This is a genomic window from Flavobacterium sp. UBA7682 (assembly GCF_002482945.1).
Lineage (GTDB): Bacteria > Bacteroidota > Bacteroidia > Flavobacteriales > Flavobacteriaceae > Flavobacterium.
This window is the reverse complement of record NZ_DLGY01000044.1, coordinates 155,355-173,620: the sequence shown is the minus strand read 5'-3', so window position 1 is coordinate 173,620 and position 18,266 is coordinate 155,355. Positions and strand designations below refer to the sequence as shown.

General features: G+C 34.2%; 18 protein-coding genes. 10 read left to right on the top strand and 8 right to left on the bottom strand.

Translation table 11 applies throughout. The annotated features are described in order from the left end of the window. The first annotated feature begins 30 nt into the window (after positions 1-30). Positions 31-342, top strand: coding sequence for a hypothetical protein (locus B3C16_RS12990; RefSeq protein ID WP_291132425.1), 312 nt, complete (start codon positions 31-33; stop codon positions 340-342). 226 nt (positions 343-568) lie between these two features. Here the strand turns inward: B3C16_RS12990 and B3C16_RS12985 are convergent, their stop codons facing one another. Both B3C16_RS12985 and B3C16_RS12980 read right to left on the bottom strand, forming a co-directional pair. Beyond that, on the bottom strand, positions 569-1,048 hold the full coding sequence (locus tag B3C16_RS12985; RefSeq protein WP_291132423.1) for a hypothetical protein: 480 nt from the start codon (positions 1,046-1,048) through the stop codon (positions 569-571). Positions 1,049-1,060: 12 nt separating this feature from the next. Beyond that, on the bottom strand, positions 1,061-1,438 hold the full coding sequence (locus B3C16_RS12980; protein ID WP_291132421.1) for a hypothetical protein: 378 nt from the start codon (positions 1,436-1,438) through the stop codon (positions 1,061-1,063). 731 nt (positions 1,439-2,169) lie between these two features. On the opposite strand from B3C16_RS12980, the gene B3C16_RS12975 reads away from it, so the two are divergent. The 7 genes from B3C16_RS12975 to B3C16_RS12945 all read left to right on the top strand — a co-directional run bounded on the left by B3C16_RS12975 (position 2,170) and on the right by B3C16_RS12945 (position 8,899). Next, a complete protein-coding gene (locus B3C16_RS12975) occupies positions 2,170-2,451 on the top strand; it encodes a hypothetical protein (protein ID WP_291132419.1) in 282 nt (93 codons plus the stop codon). Positions 2,452-2,466: 15 nt separating this feature from the next. Continuing rightward, positions 2,467-2,613 (top strand): hypothetical protein, encoded by a 147-nt coding sequence (locus tag B3C16_RS12970; RefSeq protein WP_291132417.1) that lies wholly within the window; start codon positions 2,467-2,469, stop codon positions 2,611-2,613. Between the two features lie 47 nt (positions 2,614-2,660). Next, a complete protein-coding gene (locus tag B3C16_RS12965; RefSeq protein ID WP_291132415.1) occupies positions 2,661-3,302 on the top strand; it encodes a hypothetical protein in 642 nt (213 codons plus the stop codon). 39 nt (positions 3,303-3,341) lie between these two features. Then, entirely contained in the window at positions 3,342-3,647 is a 306-nt protein-coding gene (locus B3C16_RS12960; protein ID WP_291132412.1) for a hypothetical protein, read from the top strand. Between the two features lie 6 nt (positions 3,648-3,653). Continuing rightward, positions 3,654-4,160: a gamma-glutamylcyclotransferase family protein gene (locus B3C16_RS12955; protein ID WP_291132410.1), complete on the top strand. Its 507-nt coding sequence runs from the start codon at positions 3,654-3,656 to the stop codon at positions 4,158-4,160. 7 nt (positions 4,161-4,167) lie between these two features. Further along, positions 4,168-6,891 carry a DUF4365 domain-containing protein gene (locus tag B3C16_RS12950; RefSeq protein WP_291132408.1) on the top strand — a complete coding sequence of 908 codons (2,724 nt, stop codon included), beginning with the start codon at positions 4,168-4,170 and terminating at the stop codon, positions 6,889-6,891. A gap of 124 nt (positions 6,892-7,015) precedes the next feature. After that, positions 7,016-8,899: a hypothetical protein gene (locus B3C16_RS12945; protein WP_291132406.1), complete on the top strand. Its 1,884-nt coding sequence runs from the start codon at positions 7,016-7,018 to the stop codon at positions 8,897-8,899. A 168-nt stretch (positions 8,900-9,067) separates the two neighbouring features. Here the strand turns inward: B3C16_RS12945 and B3C16_RS12940 are convergent, their stop codons facing one another. The 6 genes from B3C16_RS12940 to B3C16_RS12915 form a co-directional block, all read right to left on the bottom strand. Beyond that, positions 9,068-9,892, bottom strand: a complete 825-nt coding sequence (locus B3C16_RS12940) for a DUF6602 domain-containing protein (RefSeq protein ID WP_291132404.1) — start codon at positions 9,890-9,892, stop codon at positions 9,068-9,070. Between the two features lie 2 nt (positions 9,893-9,894). After that, positions 9,895-10,830: an ATP-binding protein gene (locus B3C16_RS12935; protein ID WP_291132401.1), complete on the bottom strand. Its 936-nt coding sequence runs from the start codon at positions 10,828-10,830 to the stop codon at positions 9,895-9,897. Between the two features lies 1 nt (position 10,831). Then, on the bottom strand, positions 10,832-11,341 hold the full coding sequence (locus tag B3C16_RS12930) for a hypothetical protein (RefSeq protein ID WP_291132398.1): 510 nt from the start codon (positions 11,339-11,341) through the stop codon (positions 10,832-10,834). A gap of 5 nt (positions 11,342-11,346) precedes the next feature. Continuing rightward, a complete protein-coding gene (locus tag B3C16_RS12925) occupies positions 11,347-12,309 on the bottom strand; it encodes a CBASS oligonucleotide cyclase (protein WP_291132395.1) in 963 nt (320 codons plus the stop codon). A gap of 446 nt (positions 12,310-12,755) precedes the next feature. Then, positions 12,756-13,088: a hypothetical protein gene (locus tag B3C16_RS12920; protein ID WP_291132392.1), complete on the bottom strand. Its 333-nt coding sequence runs from the start codon at positions 13,086-13,088 to the stop codon at positions 12,756-12,758. A 3-nt stretch (positions 13,089-13,091) separates the two neighbouring features. Beyond that, the gene (locus tag B3C16_RS12915; protein WP_291132390.1) at positions 13,092-14,789 is read right to left on the bottom strand and encodes a hypothetical protein; all 1,698 of its coding nucleotides are present in this window, start codon (positions 14,787-14,789) and stop codon (positions 13,092-13,094) included. 167 nt (positions 14,790-14,956) lie between these two features. Here B3C16_RS12915 and B3C16_RS12910 point away from each other — a divergent pair, with 167 nt between their 5' ends. Further along, complete coding sequence (locus tag B3C16_RS12910) at positions 14,957-15,340, top strand: helix-turn-helix domain-containing protein (RefSeq protein WP_291132387.1); 384 nt, start codon at positions 14,957-14,959, stop codon at positions 15,338-15,340. 103 nt (positions 15,341-15,443) lie between these two features. Beyond that, the gene (locus B3C16_RS12905; RefSeq protein ID WP_291132384.1) at positions 15,444-18,029 is read left to right on the top strand and encodes an NB-ARC domain-containing protein; all 2,586 of its coding nucleotides are present in this window, start codon (positions 15,444-15,446) and stop codon (positions 18,027-18,029) included. Positions 18,030-18,266: the final 237 nt, after the last annotated feature.

Genomic DNA, 18,266 nt, shown 5'->3' with positions numbered 1-18,266 from the left:
CTGTATTTTTAAGACACTTACTTATATACCATGTCTACAGTTATTATTGACCCTGAGTATTTAAAGCAATTGGCCGCATTGGATGCCGATATACGGGCACTGAATGTGGAGAAGATTAAACTACTATTTAAAGCGCTAGACATTAGCCTGACTGCTGTTGACTTTGAAAAGCTAATGGGATGGGAACTTCTACTTGTTACCGTGCCGGATAAACAAATGGCAGTACAACTCAATAAGCATGCTGCTTACATACCAAACCTTAAGTTTACCGTTGACGAGACACAGCCTCTTTTTACGCTGATGCAAGGCAGGAAAGCAAGGCGTGTCTGGAAGGAACGTTGAATTATTAGGTAAGCACGGATTCCTGCGGCAGTCGCTACGCTCGTGTACAAATCCGTCATCGGGAAATATAAATCGTTATATGCTGTAGGGCAGTATTATTTAAGAAAAAACTAATTAAAGGAATTGACACTAACCTAAAAACTGTGTAAGTATAAAAACAATGGTTGTTAAATTCCATTATTTTATATTTACACAGTTAGTGATAAATAACCTTAATTTTATAAATTTAGTAGCCTTGGATTTCATTTCTTGCTCTATTAAAAAGAGGTTGAAATATTTTATGGCGTTGTTCAAGGTTAGCTTTGTCTATTAATTCAAAGAGTTTCGGATTTTCTTTTTTCATCTTTTCTTCGCTCTTTAGTTGGTTTTCAAGAGCGTTTTTGGCTTCATCGATTGATTTAAACTTTGTTTTTGAAATGTTTTTTCCGATCCATTCTAAATAGAGACTATCATTCTTAAAGCTATCTATAGGTAGGTCTTTATCATTAAATGCATTTTCCATCTTATCAGCAAAAAACCTTACTTTTTTTTCATATTCAAGATATGCATCAGTTTCTATAAGTTTCTCATATTCATTGCAAGCATAAGTTAATTCATCACTTGACAAACCAACTTTTGATGAATTGGCCTCTCCTTTTAAAATTGATGTTTGTCCATTTGCTATTACGCAAAAAAACAAATAAAAAATATAAATTCTGATTTTCATAATATCTAAAAATTAACAGAAATAGACACAGTTACTTAAATTATCGGTAATACTTTTAACTCTTACCCAATAATATTGCGCAGCAAAGGCATGATTATTAGTGCCATAATCTAGTGCATAAGCCCATTCATTGCCATTCATTGCAAATTCGTAATCACTAATACACTGGTTTTTACATGAATTCGATCCTGATAAAACTTCTATTGTCGCTAAACTAGGTTGGATAATTTCTATTATCTGTCCTGGATCCGCATTGTCTATTAAAGCGAAAAGTTGACTGTTGTTACTCACCAAGTTAGCATGTTTTGCTATTATGTCATCAAGTATTGAGCTAAATTCTTGAGTTGATGTAAATGACGTATTAGATATATTAGTAGTTATCCAACTCATGTATGCAGTTTTGGTAGTAAAATAAACTGCATTGCCATTCATCTTGTCAACAAAAGCATCTAGTGAACTTTTGTAACTGGAATAGTAGATGTATTAATCATAGCAACGAACAAATTCTTGGCCGTTGTTTGCTCACTTTGAGTGTTTTTATTTAAATATTCTGTACTTGTTGTTTGAGAGTTTTCACTGTCCTTACTGCAACTTAAAATTAGCAAAGATAAACTTACAAACAAAATTCCTGATTTATAAATTATATTTCTCATAAAGTATTAAAAATTAAATTAATAAAACAAATTGACAAATAGTTTTTGCAAAATCTATATTTCAAATATATAACTATTTATTTACAAATTTTATTTTTCTAATTATATTTTTCTGATTTAATATATATAATTTACCTTATTATTTTTAATAACATTAAATATAAAAAGTATATTCAGAACTAATAATTTACATTTAAAAACATTTTCTTGGACACAAAACTTGACAAAAAAAATTGAAAAATTCTCTTTTGAATTTGATTTAATAGTTGACAACATAAATAAATAAATAAATAAATAAATAAATAAATAAATAAATAAATAAATAAATAAATAACTATTTATTGATGCGGAGTGATATTAGCAGTCCGATAGATCCTGTTATAAATCCGCACTATCAGGACGTTTGAATTACGAAGTATTGCGTGCAGTTTATTTTTCCTGTATTTTTAAGACACTTACTTATATACCATGTCTACAGTTATTATTGACCCTGAGTATTTAAAGCAATTGGCCGCATTGGATGCCGATATACGGGCGTTGAATGTGGAGAAGATTAAACTACTATTTACGATGCTTGACATTAGCCTCACTGATGCTGATTTTGAACGGCTGATGGCGTGGGAACTTGTAATAGTTACCGTACCGGATAAACAAATGGCTGTGCAACTTAATAAGCTTGCCGCCTATATACCCAACCTTAAATTTACCGTTGATGCAACACAACCCCTTTTTTACACTTTTGCAGGGTAGTAAAGCAAGGCGGGTATGGAAAGAGCGGTAAATAATAAAGAAGGCACTATAATGTATCATAACCACGCGAAAGGATTGACTTCGTCGAATTGCATTTCGCGCGTTAGCGGGGGCATTACGGTTTGCGCGTTAGAAGCCGACTTCGCCAAATGGTCAACTTAATTTCTTACGACAAAAACACAAAAGACAAACGCTAACATTTATAAATAATGAAATCAATTACACAATTTTGGGACTGGATCCGCTACAATGAACAATCACTAAGAAATCTTCGAAATGAAAAGCCAGCTGCGCAAAAAATGTTTGTCTTTTGGTTAGATAAACACCTTCATAATTATTGCGAACACCTTGAAAGCATTTTAATGTTTCCGGCAAACGAAAACGAGCCGACACAACTTATTATATCGGCCAGTGGCAATCCGGAATATTTTGAACAAGTCGCAACCTTGATAGAGAACGCACCATTGTTGAAAAACTGGAAGTTTGTTGCCTTTATTCAACCGTCACAAAGTATTGAAGAAATGGAAGCTGGTCTGGATAAACCGTATGTTTTCAAGGATATTAATTTAAAAGCAAGCGAACTTAAGTTTATGCCTTTCGAGTATGAAGGAGTTAAAAAAATAGACATGATCGTATACCTGAAAAATTTTACTGTTCATTGCACTAATAAAAATCTTCTACATGTAGTTTTCATAATTATGCAGGATATTATTGGCGAAAAATCTTTGTTTGAGAATGTCAATTTTGTAGAGCTTGCTCAGATGCATGAAAAAGAAATTTATGAATTAATTTATCTATATGACTTACAACTTTATCTTGACAATCTTAATATGATAGATAAAAGACAATAAAACTCTAACTTTACGACAACTTAGTAAATCATAAAAGTAATGACCAATTCGAATTTAAATACCGATGACCTTTACAATGCTGTAGTTCAAAAATTATCATTCCCACAGATTCATCCTTTGCATAAAGCTATCTTGGAGGAATGTTGTGAAAATGCACTTGAGAAAAGCACTGAAAAGGATATAGAATCACTAATTTCGTTAGTACAGCTAATATTTATGTCTTGCGAATCTACACTACGAGGTATGATTAAAGGGACATTCGAAGCAGGTAATCCAGAAACTGTTACTCTTAATTACCGTAATCAAACTTTCATAATTGATAAAACTTCGGGGTTTTTAAAATAATTTGCTATGCTAATATTTGCCTACGGTTCTAACATGAATATTAAACGTTTGCAAGAACGAGTTGCATCCGCACGAAAATATACCAACGCTTACCTCAAAGGTTATGCTCTCGTCTGCAATAAAGTAAGTAAAGACGGTTCTGCCAAAGCAAATGTAACACTTAGTGATAATGATGAAAATGTTGTATGGGGAGTCTTATTTGTTATTGATCAAAATGAAAAAAGTTTATTAGATAAAGCAGAGGGGCTTGGTAGCGGTTATGATGAAAAGATACTTACATTCTATGACACTGCTGGTAATGAACATTTAGCACAAATATATATTGCTGATGAAAAACAAACAAATATTAGCCTTAAACCATATGACTGGTATAGAGAATATATTTTATCAGGAGCGAAACAAAATGAGTTACCCGACAGTTACATAGAATTTTTGGAAAATTTAAAATTTAGTGTCGATACAAATACTACAAGAAGAAATAAAAATCTTGCTGTATTAAATTCCGGAAATTAATATAGCAATGAAAAGAAATGACCAACCAAGCAATAAGCACATAGAAAAAGATGCTAACGGTATAATCACAAAAAAGCTTCGAGCTCTTTTTCTTACCAAACATCTCGAATTAGGAGAAAACACCACCACTCCAAGTCAGGATTGGGGTACCGATTTTTATATTGAGGTTTTGAATAAGGATAAAGAAAACAAGCGCGAGATGCTTTTCTTAATCCAATGCAAAGGGATTAACAAAAATCCAAAGATTCTTAAGGATGAAAATTCTTTTGCATTCACGATGTCGTTACGACATGCTAATTATTTTTATCATGAATTATCCGAGCCACTCATATTTATGGTTTGTGATATCACTGATGAAAAAATTTATTGGTATGCTGTACAATTAGATACGGAGTTAAAAGAACGTATCCCTCAACAGGCAAGAGACCGTAAGAAAACTTTACAGGTAAAAATTCCCGCAGATAATATTTTAAATGAAGAAAATTTCGAGAGGTTCCTTACTGACTTGGGTAAATCGCAAATGGCACAGCTTCACAAAAAAAAGGAGAGGATTAATCTAAAAGCCAATTATGATAAAATAAATGAAAGTATTCAGAACCTTAACATTATTGAAGGTTTTTACAAATTAATAGAAATGTTTCAGGGTATAAATGTCTTTCCTGAATTTGTAATTAACAAACTTCACATTTTTACAGGTGCTGAAGGCAGCAGCCTATACGGCGAGACACTATCTACGCATAATGAAAAACTTTATGATTTTCTTGAAAATTTAGAAGTTCGGGATGAAACATATTATTTGAAGAATAGCGACGTTGATTATGCAATAGTTTCAGATTTTCAAGAAAAAGTGCGCCACATTTTAAATTTCTTTAGGGTCAATTGGATAACCCATATAACATGGCGTGGAAGGTCAGAGAAAAAAAGGGATCGGTTGTGCGTACACGATTTGTTTATTTCAAAAGGATGCAATTGTGAAAGATGTTCTTATGAAAAACTTAATTTTCCAAGGGTTATAGAATTACTATCCGTTGAAAATGAGTCTCTGGAAATCGAATTTCGGTTAAGAAAGGCTTATACTTATTATTTGATGGCTGACTTTGAAAAATCTTATCGCGAGCATAAGAAAGCTATTGACGCAATAAGCATAAGCAAAACACCTGGACTTTATATAGTGGCAAAATATAACTTGCTGCAATTAAAAAAGATGATAGATCGACAATATTTTGGTGATGCACGACATGAGATTTTGAAGGAATTAGAAAATGAAACTTTTGCCCTCGACGAGATATTGATGCCCGAATACTATCTAGATATTTTCAGGCAAATTGGAGAAAGCAAATTTGTCAATAATGCACTATGGGATATCGATAATAAGTTGATTGAGATTCAAAAATTATGGCATAGCGATCAATTTGGCGGAAGTTCAACTAATAGTCATGCCAGGAATTTAATTGTAGATTTCCTGCGGACTTATAATTTTGTTGAGTATAACTTACTAATCTATAATGAATATAGAGAATTTGAAGTATTGGTCAACAAGATGCTTGAAGGAATTTTTGCACTCTATGCTATGAATAATCCCGCGTCCTCAAAATATGACCATTTTGGATACACGATAATCGATATGTGGCTTTTTCACGCAGAACCAAAACATATAAGGCATTTATTAATAAAATATAAACTGAAATCCATAAACATGGAGTTCAGTGATATTGAATATAATAGGTTACATGAATATATTGGAAATCTCATTAATTCCGCCCCTATAATACTTCAGAATTTTAGAGAAGAAAATTTTGCTCACAATGATAAAATTCGACAAATCACACAAAATTATTTGTTGATTATTGCAGTGATTAATCTACCTGACAGTGAGAAGAATATTCTTTTGGACAGGTATCTGCTTCTGATTGAAACTATAGGTGAATGGTACTTTACATCGTTCGAGTTTTTAGATGATTTTCTACACTATAATAACGATATCAGTCATGACAATTTAGAAAAAATAATTACTCTTCTTATTGCACATGACCATTACCAACACGATTTGTTTTCAACGACATTGAATCTTTATGCCGGGAAGTTTGATACACCGGAAGAAGTTGAATCTGCACTAAAAAAAGTTCTACAGATTAATGAATTTATTACCGAGGATTTTTGTGAGAGAGGTAAATTTTCAGGCTTGATATTTCTTATTCCAGACTTGACCAATGAAACGAAAAAATCAGTAAAAGATACAATAGTCGCCAAACTAAATACCAACTTTGATGGTGAACTATATTATATTTTTAGCATTTTCGATGTGCTTGACTATAATGAATCGTTTTTGAAAAAGTACTTTGACTTAACGCCCGACTATACAACTAAGCAAACTGGACATGAATTTATGAGCGGTAAGAAGGAACGGAGAAATTATCATCTTGACAAAGCCATTAATTTAGCATTTCATTTTGGCGCAGAATTTACGCCTGCTCTTCAGTCATTATCATCAAGAGCAATAGACAAGGAATATTACGATTGGCTAATGGATATTGATGGATTCGACTATTCAAATTTTAATTCCTATTGGATTTTGCACTATAAAACTGAATCATATTGGAAAGCATTTAAAAAAAGTGATAAGCTTAAATCTGAAATTATTGCCAGCCTGAAAAAGAAGTATATTGAAGGAGTGGCAAATGTTTTAATAAATAAGCTTGATATTATTCCTGAAACATCATTTTCGATTTAATATCTATTATGTCTTTACTATATAATTTGTATCATAGTGACTATTCATACGATACAGTTTTAGACCTTTAATTCAACTAAAAACATTTACTTGTGATAACTACTTTAACCAACTCAAAAATCAAATGCCTCATACAGGAATAGCACGAAGAACAGATCTTAACCTGCGCAGCGAATATCCAGATCTGCGTACAACAATCTATAAAATTTCTGAAGACAGGTTCGAAATTTTATGCGATGGGGTCAACGGAGACTTTCTAGAATTTAGTGAATACTTCGACAATGCAATTAAAAGTTTCATAGCACCGGTTGTAGTAACACAAATTCGCCCATCAGCATTTCTCGACATCATACCGCCTATTTCCGATAAGGAAATCTCCAAAGGCTTTGAGGGAATGTCCATGTCAATAGTAATGTTTCGAAACATTCTAATAGCCAAATTCCCTAAGATCAATTTTACACGAATTGAACAGGAGTTTCCTAAAATTATTATCTACACAGCAAATTATGTTGAAGATATTCCTGATGGAAAGGTATATCATTATACGAGCCTCGCCGATAAGCAGCTATTGGAGTTTTTTTTGGCAGGCTTAAAAATGCCACTTCCTTTTGAAATTAAGGATGAAGATGTTACCGATTTACCCGACCTCAAAATATACCACAGCGACAATCCAGTGCAGATTATCGAAGCCACGAAAATTGGCAGCCGCTATGCCTACGATTTTTCTCGTCGTGATGAAGCACTTTGGTTTGATAGGATTGATAATATTTTTGAAGGCACTTTTACGAAAAAGGATTTGTATTTCTACGATGATAGAGAGTATTCTTGTTATGTTGATTACAGTTCATTTAAAAATATTGATTTAAGGAATCACTTGCTTTTATTTCAAACGGTCTACCTCACGTTACCATACGATAAGCATATCGAGGGATGGCTCAAAGAATCTAACATTAAAAAAGTTGAATTTTTGGATTTGATTGCCTGCGGTCGCGTCAAATTGGTACTTACGCAACCCGAATTCCGTTACGACCATACATTTCTTCCCGAAGCATACGCAGCCAATCCTAATGGGGTAATTTCGCGACGTGCCATTTCAGCATTGCATCAGATCGATTTGGTTGAAATGTCCGATAATTATATCTTGAATGACCCAAACATTCTTCGGGAATTAATGCCTTTTTGTGAAGCTGCCGCTAAGATTTCAAACACCAAGGCAAGCTATTTCTACGACATGTTGGTTTGGCCCATCAAAGCCCGGCGTCAATCTTTTGACTACTTATTAAACGGAGGTGCATTTCAAACAGGTGCCTACGGTGTAAACAATACAGTCGAGAAAAGGATTAGTGAAGCTGTCGGAAAAGATTTGTCTTTCGAATTTATAGTAAATTCTCCTGCAATTCACCTCGCCAATTCACTAAACGCAACATACTTTCCGTTTCAATCGGAAGGAGGCTATACCGATCAATATTTTGCAAATGTTATGGGTGACCAGCTGAATTTTTACAAAACTGCTACATTGCAGAATATGGCTTCATTTATCGAAAGTAGAAATGAAATTAGTTCTGGTGTTGTTCCAATCAACCCAATTGACATAATACACGTAAACGATTACATATCAATAACCGAATTGGAAGCGACATTGGCGAAAGGGCAATTCTTTCCAGGCAACAAAAATTTACTTGAAACCCTAGCATCGCTTACAGAATCAGATAGACAGGCAAAAATTCGTTACTATAACGACGAGGTCGTTAGGAATCTGAATTCTAAAAAAATCAGTCCTGCAGCGATAGAACTAGGTGTTAATACAGCAATCGATGTAGCAGGATATGCTAGTGGAATGCCATTTCTTGGTTTGGCATATACTGCGCTAAAATTCGGTGGAAAAAGTCTTGCAAAAGCAACGAATATTTCAGAAAAGTTACAGCAAGCTTTCAATGACAATCCCGATAAAGCCAATATACACTACCTAACAAAAATTAACCGCGTTGCAAAATTAAAGGAAGTTTAAGGTTGTAAGAACAATGACTTTAGAATTGAATATTCGCCTTCATCACCTCATGCAACTTTGCATAATCCTCAATTAATTTATTCGCCTGACTTCTTTGCTTGCTTTTTTTTGCTCCATTTTCCTTAATGACTAGCCAGTCCAATAGTTGTGGGCGCTATACCAATGAACTTAAATTTGCTCGTCAATCTGCTCGCCAATCTCGTCAAGGTAGGATTGGAGGTTAATAGCAGGAATAGTGCCGATGGCTTGTTGCAGGTATCTAGTGAGTTGCATAAAAAATGTCACAAGTGAATTTTCTGTTTTGCTAAACTTAATCTCTTTGTACATTCGGCTTTTATAAAAATCCAGATAAGCATCCTGTCCTGCTATATTAATCTCCTCATTAGGCTCATAGTTTACAAAAAAACTTCCATAATCGGCCACACATCCCATATCGATACTTCTTAACCCAATATTATCTTTTAAATGAGAAATGATTGTATTATTATTTCTATGAGTAAAAGAATTAGTATTGCATAAAATCCCTCCCACAATTTTAGTAAGTGGACGTGGTGGGAATTTTATACCGCCATTAATAAAACTTGCTGCTTCTCTTTTTAATATACGAACACTTTCAATCTTTTCAGCAGCATATTGAATATTTGGTTTCCCGTCTGAAGTACCACCTATATCCGGCTTTACTTCAAACACTGCATAAACCCCCTCGGCCGGAATGTAATGAAACCCATTTTGAGAAAAAATAAATGGTGTAAACCAATTGTCGTAAATTACAATATCTATTTGGTGGCTCGTATTACCGTCATTGTCAATTACAATAGCCTTATCAACACTATATCTGTTCGGTAAATACTTTCGCAACCAATCAATCCATGCGTTTTCGAGTGAATCACCTTTTGATCCCGGATGTTCGATAAATTCACGATTAGTGTTAAGCTGTGCCACCATTTGATTTTGTAGGCCTGCAAACAACATTTTTAAGTCAATTTTAGCCATTTTTACTCTTCTTTGAATGGTGATGTAGGGGCAATTCCCTTTATAACTTCTAATGCGCTCTCCATTGTAACAGCTTTCTCAGGATAAGCATCCAATACAATTGCTGGCAACAGCCTTTGTGTTAAGTCCGAAAAAGTAAAGCCATAATTGCGTTCTCCTGTCTTACCAGTTAACTCCACAATATCATTTACGTCTTTCTCTTTTAGCCCTAATTCAAGTAATGGTTTTAGAAGAACACTTTTCCTTTGCTCAGCAGTAGGCCGTTCGAATATTAGGATTAACGCCGCACGCCTCTTTATTGCAGGGTCAAGGGCTTCAGGTCTATTAGTACACATGATAACAGCAGCTGGTAATTTTCCGTTGCCTAAACCATCAATTCCCCTAATAAATGCATTTACACCTGCCTTGTCTTCATGATGCATCTGATTATTTTCCCGTGATTGTGCTAAGGCATCAGCTTCATCAACCAACAAAATCACAGCCCCGTTAGAAGAGCTTCCGCTTCCTTTAAGTTTTTTAGCTCTTTCAATTGTATAATCAAAGGCGGCAGATACAAGTTGAGTCATTTGCCCAACCATGCCTTGACCACGGGTAGATAGGCTCAATGGAAAAAGTTCAATATCAATTTTTTCTAATCGGGCTACCGCGTCACCAATAGTATAAGCGAGTTCCGATTTTCCGCATCCCACATCTCCAGCCAAAATAACTAATGGCGGACGGCGAAGTACCATATCCATAATAATATTGCTCTCAGGATGAAATTTTTCTTTCCATTTTTTAATACCTGAAACGTTTGTCAAAATCCCAAGTGTTTTCGACAGCATTTCCTTTTTGTCGTCAAGCCCAACTAGTAATTCAAATCGTGATTTCATTTCCGGATCCGGAAACAAAATAGTTTGTTCAAACAACTCCGAAAAAGACGGCTTTAAATTATCCATATTAATAACTTTTTAAAGATGAACGATCAAGCCCTTTTCCACCTGAAGAATAAGATTTGTCAGAATCCATATAGCCACTAATCCCAGGGTATGGTGCGCCCGTCCTGCTGAATGGAAGAGTATTTTCAAACGAATTACGTTCGGAATCAGTCATATTATCATACTTTAAATTATGTACTAGATATGAATAAAAAGAGGCACCGCTGACATTTGCATTTGGTCGTACTTTCCCAGGGTCATCATCTGCATAACTCATTCCATCTAGGTCTTTGGCAGTGTATTTAAGCATTGGTTCTATCCATACACCATCCCTTTTGTATCCATAGGTAATGTTATCTAAATAGCCGTTTCGTAGAAATTCGATTAATTCAGTTTCGAGGTCAGCAATTTTTGAATCAGACGGTGCTCCGTAAAATCGCTGCATGCGTTTTAAATCAGCAGCCACCTTTGATGCTAAATGCTTGGCATGTGTTATTGTAAATGCCTGCGTAGAAGTGTAACTTGAGCTCATGATAATTAGATTTGAAATGTTGAACCAAAAACTTTTTGCCAATAATAAACTGTTTTCTCCTTTGTCGTAGCTGCTAAAGCTGCATCAATGGCATCACCTGCGTCCAAAGCTGCATCTACAATCATATCGGCTTGCTTACGTGTATAAAGTTTAGATGCGTTATTTTTAGGGTTTACCGGGTCAATAATTTTGATTGGCTCACTGTGTGTGGGTATATCTCCTTTCTTATAATAGTCAGTGAAATAGATCATGTCTGTCAAATCACTGGTCGCCAAGTATGAAAAGAAATGTTGCAGCCCTTCAGGATAGTCATTAAATTTCTTTCCTTCGTCGAGCAGTTTAGCCAAGATAAGTTCTACCATAAATGACTTCAGCCTGAAACCATCGCGTTCTGTTTTCATATTTTTGACCCAATATTTAGCTAATCTGATTACCTGAGAAAAATGAATATCTTTAGCTTTGCGTGTCCGAATAAATTCAAGGTGTCTGGGGATACATGTTTCTAAAAAAGAACCATCTTCCTGACTAACTAGATTTCCATACCAATCCGGGTCTCCATTATATAAAATAGGTACAATATCTACATCCAATCCAGATCCCTTAAAAGAAACCGTTACACAATAGGTTTGAGGTTTAACTTGATCTGGTGTAAAGTTTGGAAAAGCTGACCGTAATTTCTCTGCAAGGTATTCCAATAGCGCTTCTATATCTTTGGGAACATCGGCACCACTAATGTAACATGCTACATCAATGTCATTTAGTGTTCGCAAAGCTGTTCCTTTAGCCAAACTTCCAGAAATCAACATTTTTTTTAAAGTAAAATCAGGATGTTCAGATACGTAAGTTGAAAGCTTGTCTCGCAACCTTTTCGCTTGTGCGCGATAATCGTCAGCCCAGTCTTTGGGTAAATTCACTCGGTCTTTCGCAAATTGTGCGATATCATCATGGCTTACATGTTCTCTTGACATATAGGTGGTTTTTTACGCAATACATATTACGCAGTTGAACAAACTAGTGGAATGGTGATAATATGTATCAGCCAATTACTAGATAAAAAATCTGATATTTAAAATGACCAATACTTTAACACTAGGTGTAGGTCGAAAACCCGAGGAATTTTTAGGATATAAGATTTAATCTTATATTTTTGCAGAAGAAATTTATGGGTCCGATTCCAATTTTTCTACAGGCCGGAGCGTAAATTCCATTCGCTTCGGTTTTTTTTTAACTTGTAAACAAGTTAAGGAACTTACTTCTTAACAGAGCGTAAAATTCCTTGCAGGCCATTAACCCACGTCAAAGTGTAAAAGTATATCATTAATTTAGCCGCAATTGGTTCGATTTGAAGTTGTTATAAACAATTTAATTAACAATTTAGAGCATTTTATTTCGATTTGATAATCATTTCACTCAGCTAGCCTCTCTTATAATCATCTACTACCAACTCATGAATCTTATCCAAAAGGTCCATTTCCTCCAAAGGTATAATCTCAATTATCTTCTCAAGCACACCGCTTACAGCATTAGGAACATTCCGCACAGTACCCACACCTTCGCTATCTGCTTCAAGAGCAGCGACCGTCACCTTGAGTACATCGATTAAAAAATAGCTCAATTCTGCATAGCTGTTTATAGAAATTTTTACTGTTGCTTTTCCTTTTCGATTTTTACAAGGCTTCAACACCTGAAAATTATTCTTAGCCAATTCTTTTAATTCTTCAATCGATTTTATTTTTTCATTTTCCATAATTCAAACATTTTCATTTTTTGTTTCATTCAATTTTTCCAGTCTTACCAATTCATTAGCCGTTAGTTTATCAGCACGCTCCACAAACTCAAGGTAACGGTTACTTAGCACTTCATAATCAAAATATTGCACATCATCAATAAAACCATAACGTAGTGAATTAGTATGTCCGGAAAGTATTTTTAGTAACTCTCTATCTTTCTTTGTGACACGTGGAAATATCTCTGCAGTAAGTGGCGAAAAATATTCACACAATTCAAACAGATATTGCAAAGCAAATTGATTAGGCGTATAACCCAGAAACAACCTTATCAATCCAAGGCAAGTTTGCTCAATAACCAGGTGCATCATATACACATGTAATTTTGTGGCACCACCACCGTCCAATCCTTCTGCATCCATCAAAAATGCTTTAGTTCTGTCTCTTTGCATCACATACATTTTAGCCGACTTCAAATTTCGAGTTGGCGTTTCATCAAAAGGTAAAAACGGCGGGTTGGTTGTTTCCTGATACAGTAATGTACCGCGTTGCAAAATCTGATAGAAAAAGTGCTGTTGGTCTCCTGTCTTTTGATGGAGTGACTTTTTGGTATGCATCAATATAGTTACTGTAGAACGACCGCCGGTTTGTTCCTTTATCATTTGAGCAACGTTGCCAAGTACATCATTTTGAAACTGCTTCACTATCAAAAACAGGTAATAGTGCGTACTTTCAAATTTCTCACTGTTATCAACCAATATTGAAATCTCTGTTGAGGTATTCCTGGTTTTTTTTCCAAAACAATAAAGGGCTGATGTATCAATGGTATCAGTAATTATCTTGGCAATCAATTTCAAAGGATTACCATCTTCAATCGTAATCAACGGATTTTTGCTTCTAGCAAATTCATAACGGCATCTACAAGTACATTCTTTAAAAAGCCGGTTGACTTCGCTACGCAGCCATTCTTTTTTAGCCTCAGCTAATTCTATAATTTCTGCACTTAGTTCGGGTATATCATAGCCACTTTGTACTGCATAGCACGCAGCATTGAGTAGTTCTAAAAGCTGCATATCCTCGTCAACTTCACTATTAAAAGTCTTGGCCAGTTCTTTAGAAAACATGCCTACATGCCGCTGATGAATTTTAAGGTCGTGTTCAACAAGCCATTCACCCGTTAGGAAATTTTCCGCAGCTATGAAAAGCCACCGGATATTTTGGTGTATGTTGTAGGCTGCCTGTAAATGATCCTCACGTCGTTGGTAATATTTAAGATTGATTCCTAGAACAAAAGCCGAATAATCCGCACTATCAAATTTACTTTTAGCCTTTTTTAAAAAACGTTTAGGTTTGAGGCTTTCGACGAAATTAAATTCCTTACTTCCCTCGGTGCTATAAACCAAACTGTTTTTGGTACAATGCATTGCAAAAAAGGGATTTCCATCTTTAAGTTCATCCTTTACCCAGTTGGAATCAAAAATCCGAAATGAGAATTGCGGAAAAGTTTCAAAAACTTTCCAATAATTATCGTTGAGGTCGTCCCACGAATGTGGACTATCCTCTCCAATAATTACCATAAGTATTCCGGCATTAAGGTCTTCTTCTACGTGAGTCGAGAAATAAATAGTATTGGTGTTTGAAAATGCCAAGATTAGCTCAATTACTTTTTCAAGTTCCGCCTGTTGCGGATGGTCTTTGGTGATTAAAGTGTTGTGATACATAATTCATAATTTTAATGTGAAACTTATCCGAAAAATTGTATTTTTGTTACTGCATGCAAGTAAGTAAGCATCGGTTATGTACCGAATCATTTTTTACTGTATTGCACATTAAAATTTTATGTTTTTTACATTTACAACGTTTCAATCACAATTAATATCTTTGAAGTATGACACCAACCAAAAACCACATAGGAAGAAAAATCAGCCGCATCCGCGAACTTAGAGATATGAAACAGGAAGCTTTAGCACAAGCTATGGGCACTAATCAACAAGCTATTTCTTTAATGGAAAACAGTGAAACAATTGATGAAGAAAAATTAGTGGAAGTTGCAAAGGCCTTAGGAGTAACTCCGGAAGCAATTAAGAATTTTTCAGAAGAAAACGTGATTAATTATTTTAATAATTTCTATGATAATAGTGCCAGTAATGGTCAGGGCGCATTTGGACCAGTTTATAATTTCAATCCGATAGAAAAGCTAATTGAAGCCTACGAAGAGAATAAAAAACTTTATGAGCGCCTTCTTGAGGCAGAAAAGCGTAAAATCAACTAATAGTTAATAAACAAATCAATAAAGACCGTTTTACGGTCTTCTTTTTTAGTTGTCAAATCATTACTTTTAAATATTTCTGTGTTGAACTTATAATTAACCTAACATGCAATTTATCCCTTTTGACTTACTACATCAAAGACTAGAATCTGCCAAAAACGATTCAGACATTGCTTATTTTTATGACCTACTTCTATATGGTGAGTTTTTGACTAAAACTATTAATTTATTCCTAGTAGCGTCTATAAATGATGATAAAGAACGTTCTCGTTATCGTCAGGAATATAATCTTGTCCGTGCAAATTCAATAGGTGATTTTTCAAAATCAATCGATGAAATTCTAACAGGTCCACCTGCCCAACTTCTTAGTATTTCTATACGAGATTTAGAACTTAAAGAATTAACGTATAGAGCTAAAGCAGGTGATTGGCAATATGATGCACAACAACAACTGTATGAAGTATTACAAATTTTTAATATCCCAACCACTACATTAGCAAGTAAAAGTCCATTAAGAAATTGGTTCAATCTATTTGCATATTTGAGAAACAAAACTAAAGGGCATGGTGCAATTAGAATTGAACCATGTAGTTTAGCTTGTCCTCTCTTGGAAAAATCAATAGGATTAATTTTTAATAATTTTTCCGCTTTTAATAGACCATGGGTTCATTTACATCGTAATTTATCTGGTAAATATAGACTCTCATTTTTAGCAAATAAGACGGATGATTTAGATTATTTGAAACTTGAAAAGACTCATTCTCTTGATGATGGAATATATTGTCTATTAGATCACGAGTTAAGGAAAATTAATCTACTAACTTCGAATTCCGAGTTAACTGATGTGTTTGTAACAAACGGTAATCTTAAAAGTGAAGTTTTTGAGAGTATCTCTTATATTACTGATCAAAGATTAGCATCTTGTGCAAAAAACTTTTTAAATCCAATTACCCAATTGCCTCCAAGCCACACTGAAGGAATTAGTTCCTTAGAGGTGCTTGGGGAATGTTTTACTAATCTTCCCGTATCTACAGAAGAATATATTAGCAGAAAAGATTTAGAGAAAGAATTTCTTAATACCATAAATGAGACCGAGCGATTCCCTATTATTACTTTACTAGGCAAAGGCGGGATTGGCAAAACAACTTTAGCACTAAATGTACTTAAACAAGTTGCGTTAACGCAAAGATTTAATTTAATAATTTGGTTTAGTGCAAGAGATATAGACTTGCTAATGGATGGCCCTAAGCAAGTACAAACTAAGGTTTTAAATCAAAAAGATATTTCTAATGAATATTGTAATTTGGTTTATCCGGGTATTGAAATTAAAGACAAGCTCGATTTTTTCTCACACCAACTTACATCAAATGATATAGGGACTGCTTTATACGTTTTTGATAATTTTGAAACGGTAACAAATCCTGTTGAAGTCTTTGAGTGGATAAATACATATATTCGAAATCCAAATAAGGTTATTATAACATCAAGAATAAGCCGCAGTTTTAAAGCAGACTATCCTATTGAAGTTAATGGTATGACTGAGGAAGAATGCAAGTCGTTAATTAATTTAGTAGGTTCCAAACTACGAATATCACAAATACTGACTAATAAATATATTGATGAATTGATTTCTGAATCAGATGGGCATCCTTATATTATAAAAATTTTACTAGGTGAAGTTGCAAAATCTGGTAAGATTGAGAAAATTCAAAGGATTGTTGCAGAGCAAGAAAAAATATTAACTGCTCTTTTTAAGAGAACGTTTAATACTTTATCACCAGCAGCCAAGCGCGTATTTTTAACATTATCAAGCTGGAATTCTATTGTACCAACTATTGCCGTCGAGGCAGTTCTTTGGAGACCTGAAAATGAAAAAATGGATGTTCAAAATGCAATTGAAGAGTTAAGAATGAGTTCTTTTATCGATATTATAAATGAAGATTCGGAAACATTAATTAATGTTCCATTAGCAGCTTCAGTATTCGGAAAAGGAGAACTCGAAGTATATCCTGAAAAGCTTAAGATATTGGAAGATCGTGAATTATTAATGGAATTTGGTGCTTCAAATCAAACAAGCGTAAGTATTGGTGTGTCTTCAAAAGTTGAGAGAAAGTTTAGAGCGGTTGCTAATCGAATTAGTTCTCTTGACGAATTTAAGAAAGAACTGCCTGTTTTAGAATATATTGCAACTAAATATCCTAACTCATATTCACATATAATTAGTATTTTCGAAGAATATGGTGATTACGAATCTGTAAAATATTACATAAGGGAAAATCTTAAACAAGAAAGAACAAATAAAGGTAAAGCTCTACTTTGGCAACGGCTTGCGGATGTTTGCGATATTACTCAAGATTGGGAAGGTGAAAGTCACGCTCTTTCGGAACTAGCTTTGTTGCCAGGAATTGATTTTCAATTAATCAGTGATGCAGCCAACAGGATAAATAATCACTTTTATACTCATCCAGAAGCAAGAGTTGCAGAATATAAAAAAATTCTTTTAGATAAAGTTTCTGAGATTATGTTAAGAAGAATAAAAGAAGGTTCACCTACAGATTACTCAAGACTAGCATGGCTTTTCCTCAATAATAGCAATGAAGATAAAGCGATGGAAATAGTGAACGCTGGCCTGGCTTTAGATGAAGAAAATCAATACTGTCTTCGCATTTTTGATAAATTAAATAAAAAATAAGTTTATCTATCTATTTAAATGCGAACAATACTTTAATAAAAACCAATAGGATACAATAAACAGACTTACAAATATTATTAGGAAACGATTACCAATTAAATTTAATTATTTCTTTCTATTTATTATCTACACTTGTAAAATTAATCTGTTCTTATCTTAGTTGATTGTTTTTACATTTTTTCTATTGCCAGTCCTCAACACTCTTAAAAAATGATTAGCATTGTAAAGTCACTTCAA

What these genes read in the sequence shown, in the direction of transcription:
- B3C16_RS12935 (WP_291132401.1), bottom strand. Translation starts at nt 10,830, where the DNA reads ATGGATAATTTAAAGCCGTCTTTTTCGGAGTTGTTTGAACAAACTATT.
- B3C16_RS12985 (WP_291132423.1), bottom strand. Translation starts at nt 1,048, where the DNA reads ATGAAAATCAGAATTTATATTTTTTATTTGTTTTTTTGCGTAATAGCA.
- B3C16_RS12910 (WP_291132387.1), top strand. Translation starts at nt 14,957, where the DNA reads ATGACACCAACCAAAAACCACATAGGAAGAAAAATCAGCCGCATCCGC.
- B3C16_RS12940 (WP_291132404.1), bottom strand. Translation starts at nt 9,892, where the DNA reads ATGGCTAAAATTGACTTAAAAATGTTGTTTGCAGGCCTACAAAATCAA.
- B3C16_RS12905 (WP_291132384.1), top strand. Translation starts at nt 15,444, where the DNA reads ATGCAATTTATCCCTTTTGACTTACTACATCAAAGACTAGAATCTGCC.
- B3C16_RS12920 (WP_291132392.1), bottom strand. Translation starts at nt 13,088, where the DNA reads ATGGAAAATGAAAAAATAAAATCGATTGAAGAATTAAAAGAATTGGCT.
- B3C16_RS12960 (WP_291132412.1), top strand. Translation starts at nt 3,342, where the DNA reads ATGACCAATTCGAATTTAAATACCGATGACCTTTACAATGCTGTAGTT.
- B3C16_RS12980 (WP_291132421.1), bottom strand. Translation starts at nt 1,438, where the DNA reads ATGAGTTGGATAACTACTAATATATCTAATACGTCATTTACATCAACT.
- B3C16_RS12965 (WP_291132415.1), top strand. Translation starts at nt 2,661, where the DNA reads ATGAAATCAATTACACAATTTTGGGACTGGATCCGCTACAATGAACAA.
- B3C16_RS12950 (WP_291132408.1), top strand. Translation starts at nt 4,168, where the DNA reads ATGAAAAGAAATGACCAACCAAGCAATAAGCACATAGAAAAAGATGCT.
- B3C16_RS12945 (WP_291132406.1), top strand. Translation starts at nt 7,016, where the DNA reads ATGCCTCATACAGGAATAGCACGAAGAACAGATCTTAACCTGCGCAGC.
- B3C16_RS12955 (WP_291132410.1), top strand. Translation starts at nt 3,654, where the DNA reads ATGCTAATATTTGCCTACGGTTCTAACATGAATATTAAACGTTTGCAA.
- B3C16_RS12975 (WP_291132419.1), top strand. Translation starts at nt 2,170, where the DNA reads ATGTCTACAGTTATTATTGACCCTGAGTATTTAAAGCAATTGGCCGCA.
- B3C16_RS12990 (WP_291132425.1), top strand. Translation starts at nt 31, where the DNA reads ATGTCTACAGTTATTATTGACCCTGAGTATTTAAAGCAATTGGCCGCA.
- B3C16_RS12925 (WP_291132395.1), bottom strand. Translation starts at nt 12,309, where the DNA reads ATGTCAAGAGAACATGTAAGCCATGATGATATCGCACAATTTGCGAAA.
- B3C16_RS12930 (WP_291132398.1), bottom strand. Translation starts at nt 11,341, where the DNA reads ATGAGCTCAAGTTACACTTCTACGCAGGCATTTACAATAACACATGCC.
- B3C16_RS12915 (WP_291132390.1), bottom strand. Translation starts at nt 14,789, where the DNA reads ATGTATCACAACACTTTAATCACCAAAGACCATCCGCAACAGGCGGAA.
- B3C16_RS12970 (WP_291132417.1), top strand. Translation starts at nt 2,467, where the DNA reads ATGGAAAGAGCGGTAAATAATAAAGAAGGCACTATAATGTATCATAAC.